This is a genomic window from Haloferax mucosum ATCC BAA-1512 (assembly GCF_000337815.1).
Taxonomy (GTDB): domain Archaea; phylum Halobacteriota; class Halobacteria; order Halobacteriales; family Haloferacaceae; genus Haloferax; species Haloferax mucosum.
The window spans coordinates 28438-48299 of record NZ_AOLN01000001.1 but is presented as its reverse complement, the minus strand read 5'-3'; the positions used below and the strand labels follow the sequence as shown (position 1 = coordinate 48299).

Sequence of the window (19862 nt, the reverse complement as noted above, 5' to 3'; positions counted from 1 at the left end):
GACCGTCAGGCCGAGACCGTTTTTCGCTCGGTCCGCACCGCCGCATCTAGTTCCTGTCGAACCGTCGCCGGGAACTCGGTCCCGCGAACCAGATTCGCCATGACGCCGAAGTGGCCGCAGTCCCACTCGCGGCGGTTAGCGGCGGGAACCCCCCACGCGTCGAGAAGCGTCTGCGCCGTCTGCGTCGGGGCAATCTCGTCTCGCGTGCCGACGAACGAAAAGACGCGTTCGGGGTCGATGGACGGGTCTTTCGGCGGGTTCAACAGCGGTGCGAACTCGTGGAGCGCGTCGCCGGTCCAGCCGGCGGCGTCGAGCGCGCTGTCGAGAGCGAGGAGTTCGGTGAGTTCGCCAGCGACGAGCGTCTGGTCGATTCCGCCCGGCATGCCGACGGGAAACAGCAGGTCAGGTTGCATCGACTCGGGCCAGTCGCTACAGCGTCCGCCGACGTGGAGCGCGATGCTCCCACCGAGACTGACGCCACCGACACCGACGACCGGTGCGCCTTCTGTCCGCGCCCAGTCTACGAGGACAGCAGTCTCCAGCGCGGCGGCCGAGTAGAGGGTAAACAGGCCGACCGGGGCGCGAGCGATATAGGGTTCGCCGCTGTATCGACCGAGCAATTCGCGGCGGCCGTGCCACGGTGCGTCGGGAAGGATGACGCGGTAGCCTTCGGGCGCGAGCGCCCGTGCGAGGTACTCCTCTTCGGGCCAGTAGACGAGTTGGTCGTCGAACATTCCCCATCCGGAGTGGAAGATGACCGTCGGGAGGTCGCCGTCGGCATCGTCGGGTTCGTAGACGCGAGCAGTCGCGTTCTCGCCGACGTGTGGTGACGGCGACGTGAATCGAAGCAGGAATTCGACCGTTCCCGGCCCGCGGACGGTTGCCGAGCGTTCGACGCGGGGGAACTCTTCTGTCGCCCGCGATTCGGCAAACCCGTAGAGTCGCTCCGGTTCGGCGAGTTCGTGGTGCCAGCGACTCCGAGCGGCGTCAGCGTTCGGCGTCTCGAACTTCACCGACGGGACGAGGTGTTCGGTTGCGAGGAACCCGAAGATGTCCGTCGGTTTGGCTCGCTTCTGCGAGACGGTTCGGCGCTCGCGTTCGATAGCGACCCGCTCGTCCGGGCGCGATTCGTACCCTCCCCAGAAGACGCTCTCCCACCGGGTCATCGTCTCGTCGTACGCCTCGCGGAGTCGAGCATACTTCGCTAACGCGCGTTCGATGCGGTCGTGAAGGTGCGGCGCAGGCGGTGCACCGACTTCGCGGAGGAACGCTTCCGGCCCGTCACCGAGTGCTACGTCGGCGGCGGCGCGTGCCCTGACGACGGCGAATTCCCGCGGGAGTAACTGGGTCTTGAACGCCTCGAACGGCCGAGAGGTGAGCAATCTCCCGGCAGGAGAGGTCATGAGTCGGTGCACTGCCGGTGTTTCGAGGTGGTCCATGCCGTGTAGTACGTGCGATTCGATATTGACCCTAGGCCCGCAGTGTCACGGTATGAGAACTGAAATTGGATTGAATAAATCACATTCTGCGATATGAATTTAGGGCACACCCGAACAGCCGACAGTTTTGGAGGATGGGCAATTTTAGCGTGTTCTGAGCTAATTGTGACTACACGATGAATCTGATTTGGTGGATTTTCGTGCCACGACGAACTCTTACAGACATACTCGACAGCGAGGACAAGCACTCATCTCCGTCAAGCCACCCGTTGACGTACTCGAATAGCTCACGGGGCTTACCAAACAACAAATGAAAAACATTATTAGTTGATGCTTGTTGTGTTCGATTGTATAATATCAAGAAGAAAATTCTTGAAACAGATCGGTAGCACGGCGGTAGGACTGTCACTTGTCACTAATGTTGTGGCAGCTGAACAATCAAAGTCTCAAGAGAGTAGCCGTGGAAGCAGTCAACTCTCGAAAAATCAAATTGCCTATGCAAAAGGAGAGTTGCCAAATTATCTTAATAATACAATTGTCGATGGGTCTCAGAAAGTAACTGTAACCGAGTCCGCTGAGGTTCCTGAGTACCTTTCTGAGGAGGACTATGATGCGATCATCTCATTCAAAGAGTTCGACACAATTGAATCAAGAGCAAGGGACAAATTCATTGAATTTGGCGTTGACCCAAAGAACCCGAAGGCAACGCTAGTAGATGGGAAGCCCATGCATGTTGATGTAGCTCGGAAGCATGTAAAGGCTGGAAAGGTGGACCTCTCTGCTGGACACCCAGTAGCCGTGGGTGGCGAGTCATTCTCAACCCAGTCGAGTGGGCCAAAGGCGATTAATGGAGAGATTCACTTACATGTCGTCCCTGCGTCCGATTCTGAACACGAACCTTCTGCATCGTACAAGGATGCCACATTCGATGCATGGGCAATCTTTGGTTCTGAGTTCGGAATCGAAGCAAAGAGATCAATCCACTTTGGACACTGGGATGCAAGCGGTGTCGGTACAAATACAGATGATATGTTAGATGACATAGCAGGTGATACTGATAAGTTCCGAGATGGGGATAACCATATTGTGACTGGTTGGGTTGACAAGATGGATAATAATGGGATCGCTGGCAGATATCATTCTGTAAACGCGATTGATCCAGTTTATGGAGTGCCCTGGCCCCATGAGCAACTCGTCCAACATGAGTTGTCGCATAATTTTGAGGCACCCGATAGAGGCACGGCAGGGTATGAACATAAAAAGTGTGTCATGAATTATGAATATGCCGCCCGCGGTATCGGTTACTGGTGTGATGTGGATCATGATATTATCGAGAATAATATAAAGTAGAGTAACTCCCAACCTAGTTTCGAATTCATCACCAATTGCTATAAATAATATAACTAATAAGTTTTAGATAATTGAATTTTAACGAGATCGTTGATAATCTAGTTCAATACATGAAAGCAGGAACCTACTCAGACTCAAGAAAGGACATTTTTTGTATTATTATTAGATGCTAAATAACCGAATGCCAGAGGAGTTGTTAGCGAGACAGTGACAGCAAGAGGACACCTGTATTCACACCATGACAAAGTATTTACCATATTGGGTTGCCACATCTTTGTATGGGATTGACCATTAAGCGACGGTCCACCGCTGGCCTCCTCGCTATCTGTTGTGGAGTCCTTTCTACAATGATAGCTGTGGAGGTTGTTGGTGGCTATCTCTCCTTAGAAGGAATGCCAATCCTGTATAGCCTTCTGGGACTGTCAGCAGTCGGAACCCTAGTGTCGAATTGGTTCAGCCGAGCCTCCTCGTGGAAGTATATGCTTCTGTACGGAGCATTGACGTTTGGAAGTTCCGTTATACTGTTAATCTATCTGTTCTCCCTAACAAATGCCTGATGTTCCTTGGCCCGGCGCTGGTGCATCACTAGACGCCGTCGGTTTCGACTGGGTGAACTTGGAAGATGAAGCGGGAAATCGGCAGGCGCTACTGAGAAGCTGATTCTTCCTTACCGATGCTACAAATAAGTCGCGAATCAGAATCATCCTCCGAAACTGTGGAACAGTCACCGTGTCGCGTCACTCAAAAACAGAGTCACCACGTCGTCAGTGCACCACTACCATGACCACGTGAGGGCACCGAGGAACGCGAGCACACCGGTAATGGCCGATATGCCACCGCGTAGAACACCCACTTCACCTCCGGAGTGGCTCCGCGGTGGGAAATTAATACCCACCTAATAGAGGCGACGTGATTTATTTATCTCGCGTATAGATATGTTACCATGGAACATCTTGGTGGGTGTGTCACAGCGACGGGTGTCGAAACGCGTCTCGTTCGGGTCGAACGACCTATGAACGACCACGACGCGATGACCGTTCGCGTGGTTCAGACGGGGGAGTTACGAACGCTGGTCGGCTACGAAACGCCCGAGTTACGGGACCGTCTCGAAGTTCTGTCCGAAGGCTCGGAGTTTCCGATTCGACTCTCGCCGTCTCGGGGACGCGGCAACTCGTGGGTCGCGCTCAAGCGGTAGCCGACCGACCGGACGGGTTACGGTTCGAGCAGAATCTTCGCACCAAACGCGAGCAGACCGAACAGACCAAGGATCACCGCGCCAGCGACGACGTCAGCACCGAACAGAACACCGAAATCGGGTGTGAGCGTGCCGACGAACCGTCCGAAGTCGAAGCGATCCTCGACGCCGAGCGCCAGTCCGAAGACGCCCGCGACGAGGAGCGTGATGAAAACGAGAATCGTGCCGGTCCGGTCGCTCTGATTCATACCAAGAGACACTGACAGCTCCGCGTATAAGTTGCTCGGGGGTGTCAACGGGCGACCGAGGTACGGCGGTGAAGCCTACTCAAAACGGGAAGATACTTTACCAACTGTTCGTTTCGACTACCATCCCTAGCGATGACTACCGTAGACGATTTTCGGTATCGGAAGCGACGGGCCGTGCTGTGTCTCGTTACTGCACTCTTTTCGGCAACGGTATTCGTCTTCTACTCGAATCCGCTTGATGTTCGTGGGGTCGTGGTGAGTCTCGTCCTCGGGGTGTGGAGCGTCGCGGATGTAGCTTGGCCTCGGGTGTCTGCGTGGTTGGATACTGCTACTGCACGAGTGACTGGTCTCTTTTGGGTCGCCGTCGGGGCTGGAATCGGGATCAGTAGCGTTCTCGCTTCCGGGGTCATCAATAAACTCGGCTGGGGACTGTTCGTTGGAGTCGCTATCGCCGTCTACGGACTCTTCGTCGCAGTGACTCAGTGACCGCTGTCTCGGACGAGCACGGCCGACCGGTAGCTGTCATTGCGGGCTGTTCTGCGGCTGTTATTGTGTACATTCGGACGTAGCCGCCACGCTCCGGGTGGGGACTGTGAACGACGTCTCCACAGACGCCGTGAGTAAGCGGGTGGACGTGAGTCCGGACATACTGAACGAGCACTACGACCAGCGAACCAAGGAAGGGGAAGTGGGGGCGTGACAGGAAGATTTCGACGGTCTATAGAGGTGTCAGGCTACTGCGTTACCTCCTCAAGGTTCAGTACCTCGCTGGTGCCTTCCCATTCGTCAGCTAGTAGGCCATAGCGTTCGACATCGACGTATTCCCCGTTGACGAATTGTGCTTGACGAGCAGTTCCTTCGTGGACGAACCCGAGGCGTTCACAAAGCGACGTAGAATCCTCGTTTGGGGCCATCACGGTAGCAGAGATACGGTGCAATCTGAGGTCTTGGAATCCGTATTCGAACAGGTGTGCGCTAGCTTCGAGGGCGTATCCTTCTCCCCACGCCTTCGGATGGAACCAGACGCCAAAGTTCGCGTATCCATCCGTGTGGATAACGGGGGCGAGTTGTACTGACCCAATTGGCTCCCCCGAGAAATCGCCGTCGTTCGGAATGACGAGTAGAGAAACGCTATCTCCGCCGTGTTCTCTTGGCCACAGCTCGTCTCGGTAGCGTTCTTCGGTGTACGGGGTACTGAACAGACTGATGTATTGGCGGACTTTCGGATGGTTCACTCCCTCTCTGAGGAACTCGATGTCGTCGTCTTCAGGAGGTTTGAGTTCGAGACGGTCACACTGGATAAATGTTGGTCTTGACATGATGTATCTATGACTGCAGGGTAACTAACGGCTATTCGGAAGAACTCGAAGCTGACGGCCCTCGGCGGATTAAGAGGCGACAGTCAACTCAGAAGCAGGAAGAAACGGTCATCGTTCAGCTCTACTATCCACTATTTGAACGAGTTGATAAAAGCGTGATGGTCAGTCGCACCTAAAGTGACCCATCTGCAAGAGACACCCTCTATATTCGGCACGCGATTTCTATCATATTTCGAGAATTTCGTACCACAGAGAGCGGGGGAGCGTATCTCCAACCGATGAAAACCGCACAACTGCGTCACTGTCCGCTATCCAAGTGACGAATCGCCTCTGAACAACGCCTCAGAGTCGGCACTATTTGGTGAAAGACGGAATTGCCACACAATTCGCGCCCGAGTTGATTGGGCGGAAATCGTGCGGTTAGAAAGTGGGCCGGACGCGATTTGAACACGCGACCGTCTGATTAAGAGTCAGACGCTCTGCCTAACTGAGCTACCGGCCCTTGCAACCTCTCGTAACTCCCGGTGGGTAAAATGACTTTCCTTTTTGTACGACGACGGCAGGGACGCACACGGTCGGAGAGCAGACAAACGGTGGGTGTTAAGTGTCGGCCGACCGGAGTAGCGGGCAACGATGAGCACAGGCGTCAGTGTGTCCTCGATGTCCACGTACGCGATACTTGGATGCGGCAGTGTCGGGCACGCAGTGGCCGAGGAACTGACGGACGAGGGAAAGGATGTCCTCATTCTCGACAAGGACGAGAGTCGCGTCGAAGCCCTGCGCGACCAAGATTTGAATGCGCAGACGACGGACATCGCCGACTCGGAACTCGCCGGTGCCGTCTCGGGACGCGACGTGATTCTCATTCTCTCGTCGGACGTGGAGGCGAACAAGGCCGCCGTGTCCACCATCCGCGACCAAGGTGACGACCAGTTTATCGTCGTTCGGGCGTCAGACCCCGTTTCTGAGGACGAACTGACGGAACTCGGTGCGGACGTGGTTATCAACCCGTCCGAGGTTATCGCCGATTCCGCGCTTCGAAGCGTCGAATCCGGCGAACTGGAGTACAAGGCGCGGCAACTCGCCGACCTTCTCCGAGAGACCGACCGCGGTCTCGCAATCCTCACACACGACAATCCCGACCCGGACTCGCTCGCCTCGGCGGTCGCGTTGCAGGCTATCGCCCGCGAGTACGACGTTGACGCCGATATTCTCTACTCCGGCGACATGGGTCACCAAGAGAACCGAGCGTTCGTAAACATTCTCGGCATCGAACTCACGCCGCGAGCCGACGCAAAGCCGCTCGAAGAGTACAGCGCCGTCGCGCTCGTAGACCACATGAAATCCGGGATGCCGGATATCGGTGACGCCGACATCACGGTGTTCATCGACCACTTCGAACCGGACGAAGGAATCGACGCCCGCTTTACCGACGTTCGTCCGAACGTCTCGTCTACGTCCACGATTCTCACGAAGTACATCCAAGAGTTCGACCTCAGCCCCTCGAAGGCTGTGGCGACCGCGCTCTTGTACGGCATCCGCGCCGAGACGCTCGACTTCAAGCGAGACACGACGCCGGCGGACCTGACCGCCGCGGCGTATCTCCACCCCTTCGCCGACCACGACACGCTGGAGAAAGTCGAGTCGCCGTCGATGTCCCCCGAGACGCTGGACGTCCTCGCCGAGGCCATCCAGAACCGGGACGTACAGGGGTCGCACCTCGTCTCGAACGCCGGATTCATCCGCGACCGAGATGCCCTCACGCAGGCCGCACAGCATCTCCTGAATCTAGAGGGCATCACCACGACGGCCGTCTTTGGCATCGCTGACGACACCATCTATCTCGCCGCGCGGTCGAAAGACATCCGGATGAACATCGGGAAGATTCTGAGCGACGCCTTCACCGGTATCGGCGAGGCCGGCGGCCACTCCACACAGGGGTCGGTCGAGATTCCGCTCGGCATCTTCACGGGCATCGAATCGAGCGACGACAACCGCGATACGCTCCTGCAACTCACCGAGGAAGCGGTAAAGCGAAAGCTCTTTCGTGCGATGGGTGTGGAAGGCGGCGAGAGCGGAAACGGGAGTTAGAACCTCAGACGACGATCGATTCTTCGTCTTCTTCGGGATTCTTCAGACGCTCGATGACGTCGTTGATGAGGATGACGTCACCGACAGCACGGACCCACCGATACGGAATGAGCACGCCCTTTCCGGGTTCGATTTGATTGCGGAACAGTTCGTCGTTCAGCGCCGTCAGTGCAAGTCCGGTGACCGTCTCGTGGTCTAAGTCGAGGCGAACGTCTTCGACCTCGCCGACGAACACACCGTTGTTCGAGTAGACCTCTCGGCCTACGAGCGTCGTAATCTCTTCGGGCGTCCCGTCCATACCCGCCAACATGGGATGCCGGGTCTTAATTGTTCGTAGCCCGCGGCACGCACGCAGACACGTGGCTGACGAGCGTCCGACATCGGGGCGAAAAACCGGGGAGTAGCGGGGTCAAGTACGCACTAACCTGCCAGAAATTTCTCACTTCGGCCAGTAGATATTTGTGGAGTGACTGATGGAAAAATGTCACTGAGAACGACCCGTGCCGCGGCCGCGACGCGCGGCCGAATCGTAGGTGTGCGAGTCGGTGAAGAGATTGATTGTGTCGGTCGTCAAGGGATGAGGGGGCGAGAGATGAGGGGAAGAGGAGTGAGAGACGAGGGACGAAGGACGAAGGACGGACGAAGGATGAGAGGTGAGAGATGAGGAACGGAAGAGAGGCGAGAAACGAGAAACGAGAACAAGAAACGAAAAACGAGAGACTACGAGACTGGAAGCGGAACTATACCCCTTCCCGGGTGCCTTTTACCTTTCGCGCGAACCGACCTACAAGAGAGCTAATCAATGGCATCTAACACGCACGAACCGGCCGCCGACCCCTCGTTGGAGGGCGACTACGATTACGTCAACGACGACGTAGAGCGGCCGGGGCTGGTCGAAGACCTCGAATCTCTCGTCGAGGGCGATGTGCGATTCGACACCTACACGAGAACGCTGTACTCGACCGACGCCTCCGCGTACGAGAAGACGCCTATCGGCGTCGTCATGCCGACATCGACCGCCGACGTGGTTGCGGTGATGGAGTACTGCGCCGAACGAGAGATTCCCGTTTTACCTCGCGGTGGCGGCACGAGTCTGGCCGGGCAGACGGTCAACGAAGCGGTCGTACTCGACCTCATGCGACACATGAGGTCGGTCGAAGCAATCGACCCCGACACCGAGACAGTGACCGCTCAAGCCGGCGTCCGACTCGGCGAACTCAACGAGGAATTAGCCCCACATGGCCTGAAGTTCGCTCCCGACCCGGCGTGGGGCGACCGCTCCGCGCTCGGGGGCGCTATCGGCAACAACTCCACCGGCGCACACTCGCTGAAATACGGGAAAACGGACTACTACATCGAAGAGGTCGAGGCTGTGCTCGCCGACGGCACGGTGACGACGTTCGGTGAGGTGCGCGTCGATGCTCTCCGCGAGCGCGGCGACCTCGACGGAACCCTCGAAGAGCGAATCTACGCGAAGGTCGCACAGATACTCGACGAAGAAGCCGACGAGATACGAGAGCGCTTTCCCGACCTGAAGCGCAACGTGTCGGGGTACAATCTCGATATGCTCGTTGACGAGATGCGTGGCGAGCGCCGCACTCCGGACGACAGCGGTTTCGACGAGGACTGGGAGGCGGGAACCGTCAACCTCGGTCGCCTCATCGCCGGGAGCGAGGGCACCCTCGCAATCATCACGAAAGCGACCGTCTCGCTCGAACCCATCCCGGAGACGGCCGCCGTCGCACTCCTCACCTACGACGACGTGCTGGACGCGATGCACGATGTTGCACCCATCCTCGAACACGAACCTGCCGCCGTCGAGGTCATGGACGACGTACTTCTCGACCTCGCACGCGACACCGCCGAGTTCGCGGACGTAGTCGGGATGCTCCCCGAGGGAACTGACTCGACGCTCTTAGTCGAGTTCTACGCCGACAGCGACGCGGCGGGCAAACAGAAGGTCGCAGACCTCGTCGCGGACCGTGTCATCGACCCCGACGGCACCGAATTCGACTCCGAGTCCGGCGCGACCTCGGTGACCGATACGGACCGCTATGCGACCGATTTCATGGAAGCCCACGACGCCGACACGCGCGCAAAATTCTGGAAGATGCGCAAGTCCGGGCTTCCGATTCTCCTCTCGCGGACGACCGACGAAAAACACATCGCGTACATCGAAGACACCGCCATCCCGGCGGCGAATCTCCCAGCGTTCGTTTCCGAGTTTCAAGACATCCTCGACGACCACGACACGTTCGCATCCTACTACGCGCACGCGGGACCGGGCGTGCTCCACATCCGCCCGCTCGTCAACACGAAGACGGTCGAAGGCGTCGAGACGTTCGAGACCATCGCCGACGAGGTGACCGATTTGGTCGTCAAGTACGGCGGCTCTGTCTCCGGCGAACACGGCGACGGTCGCGCGCGGACGCAGTGGAATCGAAAACTGTACGGCGACCACCTCTGGAACGTCTTCCGGGACCTCAAAGCCGCGTTCGACCCCGACTGGCTCCTCAATCCGGGGAACATCTGCGGCGACTACGACATGACCGAGAACCTTCGGTTCTCGCCGGACTACGACTTCGACGCTGGTTTCGACTCCGCGCTCAACTGGGACAACGAAAACGGCTTTCAGGGGATGGCAGAACTCTGCCACGGATGCGCCGGCTGTCGCGGCCAGCAGTCCACAGTCGGCGGGGTCATGTGTCCGACCTTCCGCGCGTCCGAAGAGGAGATTCTCTCGACTCGCGGGCGGGCCAACATGCTCCGACAGGCCATGAGCGGCGGCCTTCCGGAAGACGAGCTATTCGAAGACGAATTCGTAGACGAGGTACTCGACCTCTGTATCGGCTGTAAGGGCTGTTCGAAAGACTGCCCGAGCGAGGTCGATATGGCGAAGATGAAAGCTGAGGTGATGCACGAGTACCACCAGCGAAATGGGTCGAGCCTCCGCGACAAACTCTTCGCCAATATCGATTCGCTTTCGAAACTCGGTTCGACGTTCGCGGGACTCGCCAACGGTGCGACGAAACTCCCGGGCGCGCGAACGGTGCTGGAGCGAACCATGGGCATCGCCAAAGAGCGAACGCTACCGACGTTCCACGGGACGAGTTTCGTCGAGTGGTTCGAATCCCGTGGTGCGGCGACCATCGCAGAACAACAGGCAGACCGCAAGGTGTTGTTGTTCCCCGACACGTACACGAACTACAACCACCCAGCTGTCGGCAAAGCCGCGGTGCGGGCGCTCGAAGCCGCGAACGTCCACGTCCGCATCCCCGACGGTGTCACCGGGTCCGGACGGCCACCGCACTCGAAGGGCTTTCTCGACAAGGCCCGCGCCGACGCGGAGCAGAACGTCAAAGCACTCGCACCGTATCTCGATTCGGGCTGGGACATCGTCTGTTGTGAACCCTCTGACGCCGTGATGTTCCAGTCGGACTATCTGGATTTACTCTCCGGCGACGACGTCGCGGCCGTCGCGGCCAACACATACGGTATCATGGAATACTTCGACACGTTCAGGTTGGACGAGACGCTGTCGTTCATTCCGCAGGACGACACGCTGACGTACCACGGCCACTGCCACCAGAAGTCCACGAAGAAAGACCACCACGCGGTGGGTGTCCTCTCGCGGGCGGGCTACGACGTTGACCCGCTGGACTCGACGTGCTGTGGGATGTCAGGTTCGTTCGGCTACGAGGCCGAGCACTACTCGATGTCGAAAGCTATCGGGAGCATCCTCTACGACCAAGTGGCCGAGAGTCCGGGCGACATCGTCGTCGCACCCGGCGCGTCCTGCCGGACGCAACTCGAAGAGATGCCCGGTGCCGACGAGGAGCCACCGCACCCAATCGAGATGCTAACGCAAGCTATCGAAACGTAACTCGTAGGCGGGGTTGGAAGGTCCCGTGCGGCGGAGTCGGAGGGCTTCGTATGGCGGAGTCGGAGGGCTTCGTATGGCGGGGTCGGAGAGCTTCGTACGGCGGGGACCAAGCTCTCGGACGGTAGTTCGGAATGTCCCGTACGACAATCCCGACTCACTCAGCGAGTTCGTCGAGCACGGTGCCGAACGCGTTGAGGGCGGCGGCCATGTCGTCGGGGTTGCCGCCGAGCGAGAGGCGGAACGCGTCGGGCGAGTCGAAAAAGCGGCCCGGAACGACGAGAACGCCGTTTTCCCACGCGGCGTCGGAAACCTCGTCGCCGTCGTAGTCGTCGTGTTCGAGGAACGCGAACGACGCGCCGGGGTGCACCCGTCCCGACAGGGAAGGTTGGTCGGCGACGAACGACGCGAGGAGGTCGTGGTTGGTCGAGAGGTAGTCGCGGGCGGTGGTTTCGATGTCGTCGCTGTGGTGGAGCGCGCGCCGGGCGAGTTTGGCACTCGGGTCCGCGACGGACGGGAAATACATCGAGGTTTCGCGCGCCCGTTCGACAACCGCCTCCGGCCCGATTATCCACCCGATTCGGAGTCCGCTGAGACCGTAGAATTTGGTCAACGAGCCGGTGACGACGGTGTTCGGCAAGCCGGCCGCGGTGATGCCGCCGAACGGCCCGTCGGCCGCGGGGTCAACGTACGGGGCGTACACTTCATCGACGAGGAGCGACCCGCCCGCGTCGTCAGCGGCCACAGCCATCTCGGCGAGTTCGGGTCGCGTTGCAAGTTTCCCAGAGGGGTTGTGCCGGTTGGTGACGATGGCGTACGCGAACGCCTCGGTCGCGGCCCCGCTGATTCGGTTGGATTCGAGTTCGAAATCGAACTCCGGCGGGCGGACGAACCGATCGACGCGAGCACCCAGCGCGTCGGGCGTCGCAAGCAACGGTTGGTATCCCGGTTTCTCGACGAGTACTTGGTCACGAGACGACGACTCGGCCACGTCGGTGTCGACGTCGCCGTCCTCCGGAAGTTCGTCGGCGAGGTCGAGAAGCGCGCTGGTAGCGAGGAAGTTCGCGTTCGACGCGCCGGCAGTGACGAGCACGGACGACTCCGGAACGTCGTATCGACGTGCGAGTTGGGCGACCAGCGTCTCGTCGTCGGGGTCGTCGAGACCGGATAAAAGCGGAGGGACGAGAGCGTCGTCGTGGTCCGACGCGTTGAGGTCGCTGGTCGCAAGGTCGTGAGTCGCCGCATCGACTCGCCCGACGATCCATTCGAGATAGGGAATCGCGGGAAACGTCGTCGTCATTGACATGGCTTCGCGTGCAATCCGGTAAGTCGTTGGGGTAGCGGGCCACTGATTCGGGGCACGTCGAGAGTCGAAAATCGAGTTACGTATCGTCGAACGAGGGGAGCGGAAGCGGGCTTGAAGACGCTCGCCAGTCGGCAATCTGCTGTCGCGCCCACGAGACGCCTTCGGGCCGCTCGGTGTAGATAAGACCAAAGGGAGTTCCCGAATCGTGGGTCACGAGCAACGCAACGGACCGACCCGGGCGTTCGGCGACGATGAGGTCGTACGGGAGCGACTCGACTGAGTGCAGTGAGAACGATTCGGCGGCGCAGGCGTCGGCGAGTTCCGCTCGATACGACGTGATGAGCCGTTGGACGACCTCGTCGGTCACGACGAGTTCGACCGGAATTTGGTCTTCGACGATTCGCCGATGATAGGTGTCGAGACGCTTTTCGGACGCGTCTCGGGAACAGCCCCGTACCGCCTCCGCCTCGTCGATAACCGACGTGAGGTGGGAGATGACGGCGTTTTCGTCGCCGCCGTTCGCAACGACCACATCGCTTCCGTGGAGAAACACAGGGTCGATAGAAACGTCCGATTCGAGCGGTTCGAGCGCCGTCGCGGCCGCGTCGATATCGTCTAACTGGTCGTCGAACTGGTCGTACGCATCGAGCGCCAACCATCCGGCGAGGGTGAGGTGGTGAGCGCCGTCAACCGTCTCGACGAACCCGACGCGTTCTAGCTTGCGTAGCCCTCGGTCGATAGTAGAACGGGAAACGGGAAGGTCGGCGGTCAACTCGGACGTCTTCCGTGGCTGACGGGCGAGCGCCGCGAGTACGTCAACCCGCGCCGCGAGTACTTCGAGCACCTCGTCCGCGTCAGGACGGGTCATAGTAGAGTATTCGGGGACCATTGTACATAAATGGACGGAGTATTCCGGGTTTAGAATAAAAACAAACCATATATTTATATATCAAATGTCACCCCCTGACAGAGTTGGGCGATAGATGAAGTAAAGCGGGTGGCAGTGGTACTGTTTGACGCCGGGGTGCCTCTGACAACCGGCTTTACCGTCCGACCCGGGGTGCCCGGTCCGGTTCGGACGGGCGAGGGGAACGCCTTCCCCTCAACTTTTGTCTCGAAACGCTGTCTCCGCGAGCGAGACTGCCGTCTCAGCGTCTCGATGCCGCGTGAGGTGTGCCTCGCACGAACAGTCGGACGAGCCGAATCCATCGACGGTGGGAGCGCCGAGTGCCGACGCGACGGCGCACTCGACATCGCGGTCGGTGACGCAGACGACCCGTTCGAGTGCGACGTCTGAGTGGCCGCCGAGATAGTCCACGTGCCAGTGGCGAGCGTCGTGTGCGCCCGACGCGACTCGTCGGTGCCTGCGGACGCGTCGAAGCCCGCCAGTGCCGAACGCGCTCCCGACGTAGACGTACCCGCCGGCAGGGAATCGACACGCACCGAGCGCGCCGACCTCGATAGTCGTCTCGGGAACGTCGAAGACGAGCGCGTAGGTCCCCGACGGCGACGCCGTGTCGAGGGCGAGCGGGTCGTCGTCGGTGCCGAGGAGATCGGGTGCGAGCGAGTAGACCGGTCGCTCGCGGTTGTCGTCGGTCATCGTGCGGACGATGCGAGCGGAACTACGAAAGTTCCGCGGGCCGCGGCTCGGCGTGTTCGACGAGTCGGTCGAACAGGTCGGCGGCCGCGGGTGCCATCGGATAGGTGCTGTGGACGTCGTCGGGGTCGCGGCCGCGCCCGCTGGCCACGCCGACGACCTTCGCAATCGTCGTGTAATTGTCGCGGACGAGACTGCCGAGCAGTCCGGGCATCCCGGCTCTGTCTGTGAGTTCTTTGGCGGCCGCGCGGCCCGCGTAGACGCGGCCCTCGGCATCGTCTGCGAGAACCATCGCAAACGGAATCTCCTCGAACTGGACTGCCAAGAACGCCTGCGCGGCGTCGTCGTACCACGAAATCGCTTCCACGTCGTCGAGACGCTTCAGCGCCGTCGCGGCGACAGAGCAGTAGGGACACTCGCCGTCGTAGATGAGCACCGCGTCCGTGTTCATACCCTTCCGTCGGGATTGAGGAAACAAAAACAGCTCGGCAGACATAGACATACGGTAGCATGGAACATTTATTCGACAGCGTTAGGACGGGGACGTTCGCAGTGGACGTGTGGACGACCTCATCGAGTGGCTCCGGGCCAGACCGTACTACGAGGGGCAGATAGCGGCTCACCGCCGATTCGACGCGCGCGACCCGGCGTTCGCCGACATCGCCCTCGAGCCGCGGTTGTCGTCGGCTCTCGAAACTCGCGGTATCGACCGTCTCTACCGGCACCAAGCCAAGGCGGTCGAAGCCGTCCGCGACGGCGACAACGTCGTTCTCGCAACCCGAACTGCGAGCGGTAAGAGCCTCGCGTACACGATTCCCGCATTCGAGCGAGCGATGGACCACGGCGGCCGAACGCTGTATCTCGGCCCGCAAAACGCGCTCGTCGCCGACCAACTCGAAACACTGTCGGACCTCGCTCACGGTCTCGGGTTCGGGAGTCGCGTCTCGGTTGACCAGTACACCGGCCGCCTGTCGAACTCCGAAAAACGCGAGGTTCGAAAGCGGATGCCGACGGTACTGCTTTCGAACCCCGACATGGTTCACTACGCGCTTCTCCCGCACGCACACCGCCTGTGGGAGTGGTTTTTCTCGTCGCTCGAAACGGTCGTCATCGACGAGGTACACGGCTACCGCGGTGTCTTCGGCAGTCACGTCGCGCTTTTACTCCGCCGACTCAAGCGCGTCTGCGAACGGTTCGGGTCGGACCCGCAGTTCGTCTGCTGTTCTGCGACCATCGGCAACCCCGTCGAACACGCCGCGCGAATCACGGGCGAGGCGGAGTCGTCTTTCGCGCTCGTTGACGAAGACGCGAGCGGAACCGGCGAGACGCACTGGGTGCTGTGGAATCCACCGGAGTACGAAACCCCGGATGCTGGCGGGTCGGGACGGAGACGCTCGGGACACGTCGAAACCAAGAACCTCTTCGTCGACCTCGTAGCCCGCGGGCACCAGACACTCACGTTTACCCGAGCGAGGCAGGCCGCCGAGCGATACGCCACGGAGAGCGCGAGCGACCTCCGAAGTCGGGGCGAGCACGAACTGGCGGGCGAGATTGCGGCGTATCAAGCCGCACTCACCAACGACCGACGCCGGGAGATAGAGTCGGGACTCAACGACGGCGACATTTCAGGGGTGTGGAGCACCAACGCTCTCGAACTCGGCGTAGACGTGGGCGGTCTCGACGTGGTTCTCATCGACGGCTACCCCGGCACACGAATGTCGGCGTGGCAACAAGCGGGGCGGGCCGGTCGCGGTGAGCGACCCGCGCTCGTCGTCCTCGTCGGCGGCGAAGACCAACTCGACCAGTACTTGCTGAACCACCCCGCAGAGTTCTTCGACGGCGACCCGGAACGGGCCGTTTCAGACCCCGAAAACGAACATCTACTGCCGTCACACGTCGCCTGTGCGGCCGCAGAAAACTGGCTCTCGACGGCCGACGACGCGTACTTCGGCGAGACGTTCCCGGACGTGGTGTCCGCTCTCGAAGCCGACGATACACTGGCACGGCGGAACACCGACGAGGGCGTGCGGTGGACCCACGACGGCGGCGAAAGCCCGCAACACGCGATGAGCCTCCGAACTATCACCGACCGCGAGGTGCAACTCATGGATTCGCGGAGCGACGAATCTATCGCCACACTCGGGTTCGACAACGCTCTTCGAGACGCCCATCCCGGCGCGGTGTACCATCACCAAGGCCAGACCTACGAAGTCACCGACCTCGACCTCGACCGCGACGTGGCACGTCTGCAACCGACGTGGGCGGACTACTACACCCGCATCCTTCACGACAAACATATCACCGTCGAACGCGACATCTCGTCGAAACCGCTGTCCGCGCGGTCGGACGTCGAAGTCCGGTTCGCAGAGGTGACGATGCGAAAGCAAATCACCGGCTTCGAGCGCCGCGACCCGAAGCGGGGGACAACCATCGGCCACCAACTGCTCGACCTACCGGAGACGCGTCTGCGGACGAAGGCGCTGTACGTCACGGTTCCCGACGACGTCGAATCCGAGATGCGAGCGTTGGGAGAGGCCCACGAGAAGGGGAGCGACTACGCGTTCAACGGGGGCATCCACGCCGCCGAACACGGGATGATTTCGCTCTTCCCGCTGACGCTCCTCTGTGACCGCGGTGACATCGGCGGTCTCTCCACGCCGTATCATGACCACACAGGCCAATCGACGATTTTTATCTACGACGGCCACTCCGGCGGCGTCGGTCTGACCCGCGCCGGCTACGATATCGTCGAGCGACTGATGCGGCAGACGGCACGACTCATCGACGACTGCGACTGCGAAGACGGCTGTCCGTCGTGCGTGCAGTCGCCGCAGTGCGGGAACGCCAACGACCCGCTGACCAAAGAGACCGCAGTCCTGTTGTTAGAATCGCTGACCGGATTGCGGGACTGACCACACCGAATCGGTCGTCCGGTTCACAAAACGTTTCGGGCGTCTGAAGGGTTCGAGCGCGTATCAACAGGTATTTTTGGCCCGCCTAAATCCATACACACAATGAAACCGGACATCTGTGTCGTCGTCCCAACCATCCGTGAGTACGAGTGCATGCGGTCGTATTTCGACAACGCCCGCGCACACGGCTTCGACCTCGACCGGCTGTTCGTCCTCCTCGTGACGGAGGACTTCTGCGACAGCGAGGGGATGGCGGCGATGCTCGACGACGAGGGCGTCTCCGGGGCGGTTTTCGACGGGTCGGCCCGCGAGGCGTGGTACGAAGAACAGGGAATCGAAGCGTACTCACACCTCGTTCCCGCGGCGAGTCATGCTCAGACGAGTTTCGGCCTGCTGTACATGTGGGCGCATCCCGAGTTCGACTACGGCGTCTTCATCGACGACGACACGCTCCCGCACGACGAGTGGGACTTCTTCGGGCGGCACATGGAAAATCTCCACCGCACCGACGAGGTTGAGTCCGTCGCAAGCGACGAAAAGTGGGTAAACGTCCTCTACCAGAACGCCGACGAACACGGTCTGTACCCTCGTGGATACCCGTACTCGGCGATGGACGAGACGGTCGAGACGGACACCCGCGAACTCCGCGACGTGGTCGCCTCGCAAGGTCTGTGGACGAACGTCCCCGACCTCGACGCCGTCCGCATCCTGATGGACGGCGACCTCGAAGGACAGGCACAGACCCGAACCGACTTCGACGACTTCGACGGCGATTTCGTCGCCGAACCGGGGCAGTATCTCACCGTCTGTTCGATGAACCTCGCGTTCAAACGCGAGGTCATCCCGGCGTTCTACCAGTTGCCAATGGACGACAACGAGTGGGAGGTCGGCCGCTTCGACGACATCTGGTCGGGCGTCTTCCTCAAGCGCGCCGCCGACGTGCTCGAAAAAGACATCGTCAACGGCTATCCGCTCTGTGAGCACAACAAGGCTCCGCGGCCGACGTTCGACGACCTGAACAACGAGGTCCCCGGTCTCGAACTGAACGAACACCTCTGGGAAGTTGTCGATGCGGTCGGCGACGACGGCGGCAGTGACGAAGAGGCCGACTCGTACGCGGCAGTGTTCGAGGCGATGGCCGACAGCCTCGCCGAGGGCGACTGGTCCGACTATCAAAACGGCGAGTTCTTCAACTACGTCGGCGAACACATGCAAGATTGGCTGGACTGTCTGGACGTGCTCGCGGCGAAAAAGAACGTGGTCCCCGCCGACGACTGAGCACGTCTTTCTTTTCATTTTACACGAAATCGGTCCACGAACCGGTAGCTATAAATGTTTTAGGGTGGCCTAAATTAACATATGGAAGAACACGACCGGGAGCTTCGCGTCCAGGGTCGTCGTCGGTTCATTGCGACGGCGGCGGCACTTGGCCTCGGCTCGCTGGCTGGCTGTACCGGCGACGGCGGCGAAACCGAAACGACGACTGACTCCGGAAGCAACGAGATAGTCGGACAGATTGGGTCGGGTCGGTCACCGTTCGGCGACCGGGAAATCACCGGTGGCGTGTCGATTGCGGACATGCCGGACCTCTCGGGCGAACTCACGCTGTACTCCGGGCGCGGCGAGGCACTCGTCGGCGAACTCATCTCCTTTTTCGAAGAGTATTACGACGACTTCACCATCCGCCCGCGATACAACTCCGCGGCCGAACTCGTCAACCAGATTCAGACGGAAGGCGAAAACAGCCCCGCAGACGTCTTCTTCTCGGTCAACGCGGGGTCCCTCGGCGCACTGAAGGACGCTGGCCGAACGCAGGACTTGTCGAGCGAAGTGCTCGACCTCGTCCGCGACGAGTTCCACGACCCAGACGGGCAGTGGACCGGTACTTCGGGCCGCGCTCGGACGGTTCCGTTCAACACCGAGCAGTTCGACGACTCGGATATTCCGGACGACATCATGGCCTTCCCGGAGACAGAAGCCTTCCGCGACAACATCGGCTGGGCACCAACGTACTCGTCGTTCCAGGCCTTTATCACCGCGATGCGCGTGCTTGAGGGCGAAGACGCGACCCGACAGTGGCTGGAAGGAATGCAAGACCTCGGTGTCACCGAATTCAGAAACGAGTTTCTCGTCTCGCAGGCCGTCGCGGACGGCGAAATCGGTGCTGGCTTCGCCAACCATTACTACATCCAGCGCATCCTCGGTGGACGGCAGAACGCGCCGCTCAAAACCGCGTTCACCTCGGGCGACGCCGGTTCCATCTTCAACGTCGCGGGTGCACTCGTCCTCGACACCACGGACGATACGGACCTCGCAAACAACTTCGTCCGGCACCTGCTGTCGGCGGAAGCACAGGACTACTTCGCGCGGACGACCTACGAGTACCCGCTCGTCTCGGGTGTGGACCCAATCGGTGCGCTCCCGAGTATCGAGGAACTCTCGCCGCCGGAAGGGCTTGACCTGACGCAGTTGTCGGACCTGGAAGGAACCGTGGAACTCTTGCGTGAGGTGGGCGTGCTCTGAGG

General features: G+C 60.2%; 15 protein-coding genes and 1 tRNA gene. 7 read left to right on the top strand and 9 right to left on the bottom strand.

What is annotated here, in order from left to right; translation table 11 throughout:
* Positions 1-5 precede the first annotated feature (5 nt).
* Positions 6-1439: an alpha/beta hydrolase family protein gene (locus C440_RS00190; RefSeq protein ID WP_008317104.1), complete on the bottom strand. Its 1434-nt coding sequence runs from the start codon at positions 1437-1439 to the stop codon at positions 6-8.
* Between the two features lie 330 nt (positions 1440-1769).
* Here C440_RS00190 and C440_RS17190 point away from each other — a divergent pair, with 330 nt between their 5' ends.
* Together C440_RS17190 and C440_RS00180 are read left to right on the top strand one after the other, a co-directional pair.
* Positions 1770-2789, top strand: coding sequence for a zinc metalloprotease (locus C440_RS17190; RefSeq protein WP_152417806.1), 1020 nt, complete (start codon positions 1770-1772; stop codon positions 2787-2789).
* A 943-nt stretch (positions 2790-3732) separates the two neighbouring features.
* Positions 3733-3984, top strand: coding sequence for a hypothetical protein (locus tag C440_RS00180; protein ID WP_008317100.1), 252 nt, complete (start codon positions 3733-3735; stop codon positions 3982-3984).
* 17 nt (positions 3985-4001) lie between these two features.
* On the opposite strand, the gene C440_RS00175 is transcribed toward C440_RS00180, so the two are convergent.
* The 3 genes from C440_RS00175 to C440_RS00160 all read right to left on the bottom strand — a co-directional run bounded on the left by C440_RS00175 (position 4002) and on the right by C440_RS00160 (position 6053).
* Positions 4002-4232 (bottom strand): hypothetical protein, encoded by a 231-nt coding sequence (locus tag C440_RS00175; RefSeq protein WP_008317098.1) that lies wholly within the window; start codon positions 4230-4232, stop codon positions 4002-4004.
* Positions 4233-4966: 734 nt separating this feature from the next.
* Positions 4967-5551, bottom strand: coding sequence for a GNAT family N-acetyltransferase (locus tag C440_RS00165; protein WP_008317095.1), 585 nt, complete (start codon positions 5549-5551; stop codon positions 4967-4969).
* 428 nt (positions 5552-5979) lie between these two features.
* A tRNA-Lys gene (locus C440_RS00160) sits at positions 5980-6053 on the bottom strand.
* A gap of 131 nt (positions 6054-6184) precedes the next feature.
* Here C440_RS00160 and C440_RS00155 point away from each other — a divergent pair.
* Positions 6185-7642, top strand: a complete 1458-nt coding sequence (locus C440_RS00155; RefSeq protein ID WP_008317093.1) for a DHH family phosphoesterase — start codon at positions 6185-6187, stop codon at positions 7640-7642.
* 4 nt (positions 7643-7646) lie between these two features.
* On the opposite strand, the gene C440_RS00150 is transcribed toward C440_RS00155, so the two are convergent.
* Positions 7647-7940 (bottom strand): PRC-barrel domain-containing protein, encoded by a 294-nt coding sequence (locus C440_RS00150; RefSeq protein ID WP_008317092.1) that lies wholly within the window; start codon positions 7938-7940, stop codon positions 7647-7649.
* A gap of 504 nt (positions 7941-8444) precedes the next feature.
* On the opposite strand from C440_RS00150, the gene C440_RS00145 reads away from it, so the two are divergent.
* Positions 8445-11525 carry an FAD-binding and (Fe-S)-binding domain-containing protein gene (locus tag C440_RS00145; RefSeq protein WP_008317090.1) on the top strand — a complete coding sequence of 1027 codons (3081 nt, stop codon included), beginning with the start codon at positions 8445-8447 and terminating at the stop codon, positions 11523-11525.
* A 154-nt stretch (positions 11526-11679) separates the two neighbouring features.
* On the opposite strand, the gene C440_RS00140 is transcribed toward C440_RS00145, so the two are convergent.
* From C440_RS00140 to C440_RS00125, 4 genes are all read right to left on the bottom strand, one after another.
* The gene (locus C440_RS00140; protein WP_049915068.1) at positions 11680-12822 is read right to left on the bottom strand and encodes a pyridoxal phosphate-dependent aminotransferase; all 1143 of its coding nucleotides are present in this window, start codon (positions 12820-12822) and stop codon (positions 11680-11682) included.
* An 82-nt stretch (positions 12823-12904) separates the two neighbouring features.
* Positions 12905-13696 carry a helix-turn-helix transcriptional regulator gene (locus C440_RS00135; RefSeq protein WP_008317087.1) on the bottom strand — a complete coding sequence of 264 codons (792 nt, stop codon included), beginning with the start codon at positions 13694-13696 and terminating at the stop codon, positions 12905-12907.
* Positions 13697-13930: 234 nt separating this feature from the next.
* Positions 13931-14428 carry a GIY-YIG nuclease family protein gene (locus C440_RS00130; RefSeq protein ID WP_008317086.1) on the bottom strand — a complete coding sequence of 166 codons (498 nt, stop codon included), beginning with the start codon at positions 14426-14428 and terminating at the stop codon, positions 13931-13933.
* Between the two features lie 22 nt (positions 14429-14450).
* Positions 14451-14876: a DCC1-like thiol-disulfide oxidoreductase family protein gene (locus C440_RS00125; protein ID WP_008317084.1), complete on the bottom strand. Its 426-nt coding sequence runs from the start codon at positions 14874-14876 to the stop codon at positions 14451-14453.
* A gap of 109 nt (positions 14877-14985) precedes the next feature.
* On the opposite strand from C440_RS00125, the gene C440_RS00120 reads away from it, so the two are divergent.
* The 3 genes from C440_RS00120 (at position 14986) to C440_RS00110 (ending at position 19860) form a co-directional block, all read left to right on the top strand.
* Complete coding sequence (locus C440_RS00120) at positions 14986-17337, top strand: DEAD/DEAH box helicase (protein ID WP_008317082.1); 2352 nt, start codon at positions 14986-14988, stop codon at positions 17335-17337.
* Positions 17338-17439: 102 nt separating this feature from the next.
* Positions 17440-18615 (top strand): hypothetical protein, encoded by a 1176-nt coding sequence (locus tag C440_RS00115; protein ID WP_008317081.1) that lies wholly within the window; start codon positions 17440-17442, stop codon positions 18613-18615.
* A gap of 81 nt (positions 18616-18696) precedes the next feature.
* The gene (locus tag C440_RS00110; protein WP_008317080.1) at positions 18697-19860 is read left to right on the top strand and encodes an iron ABC transporter substrate-binding protein; all 1164 of its coding nucleotides are present in this window, start codon (positions 18697-18699) and stop codon (positions 19858-19860) included.
* The last annotated feature ends 2 nt before the right edge of the window (positions 19861-19862 follow it).

Excerpts from the sequence above, each read along its gene's own strand:
- C440_RS00150 (WP_008317092.1), bottom strand. The coding sequence starts at position 7,940 with ATGGACGGGACGCCCGAAGAGATTACGACGCTCGTAGGCCGAGAGGTC.
- C440_RS00145 (WP_008317090.1), top strand. The coding sequence starts at position 8,445 with ATGGCATCTAACACGCACGAACCGGCCGCCGACCCCTCGTTGGAGGGC.
- C440_RS00130 (WP_008317086.1), bottom strand. The coding sequence starts at position 14,428 with ATGACCGACGACAACCGCGAGCGACCGGTCTACTCGCTCGCACCCGAT.
- C440_RS00115 (WP_008317081.1), top strand. The coding sequence starts at position 17,440 with ATGAAACCGGACATCTGTGTCGTCGTCCCAACCATCCGTGAGTACGAG.
- C440_RS00155 (WP_008317093.1), top strand. The coding sequence starts at position 6,185 with ATGAGCACAGGCGTCAGTGTGTCCTCGATGTCCACGTACGCGATACTT.
- C440_RS17190 (WP_152417806.1), top strand. The coding sequence starts at position 1,770 with ATGCTTGTTGTGTTCGATTGTATAATATCAAGAAGAAAATTCTTGAAA.
- C440_RS00190 (WP_008317104.1), bottom strand. The coding sequence starts at position 1,439 with ATGGACCACCTCGAAACACCGGCAGTGCACCGACTCATGACCTCTCCT.
- C440_RS00140 (WP_049915068.1), bottom strand. The coding sequence starts at position 12,822 with ATGACGACGACGTTTCCCGCGATTCCCTATCTCGAATGGATCGTCGGG.
- C440_RS00180 (WP_008317100.1), top strand. The coding sequence starts at position 3,733 with ATGGAACATCTTGGTGGGTGTGTCACAGCGACGGGTGTCGAAACGCGT.
- C440_RS00135 (WP_008317087.1), bottom strand. The coding sequence starts at position 13,696 with ATGACCCGTCCTGACGCGGACGAGGTGCTCGAAGTACTCGCGGCGCGG.
- C440_RS00175 (WP_008317098.1), bottom strand. The coding sequence starts at position 4,232 with ATGAATCAGAGCGACCGGACCGGCACGATTCTCGTTTTCATCACGCTC.
- C440_RS00125 (WP_008317084.1), bottom strand. The coding sequence starts at position 14,876 with ATGAACACGGACGCGGTGCTCATCTACGACGGCGAGTGTCCCTACTGC.
- C440_RS00165 (WP_008317095.1), bottom strand. The coding sequence starts at position 5,551 with ATGTCAAGACCAACATTTATCCAGTGTGACCGTCTCGAACTCAAACCT.
- C440_RS00110 (WP_008317080.1), top strand. The coding sequence starts at position 18,697 with ATGGAAGAACACGACCGGGAGCTTCGCGTCCAGGGTCGTCGTCGGTTC.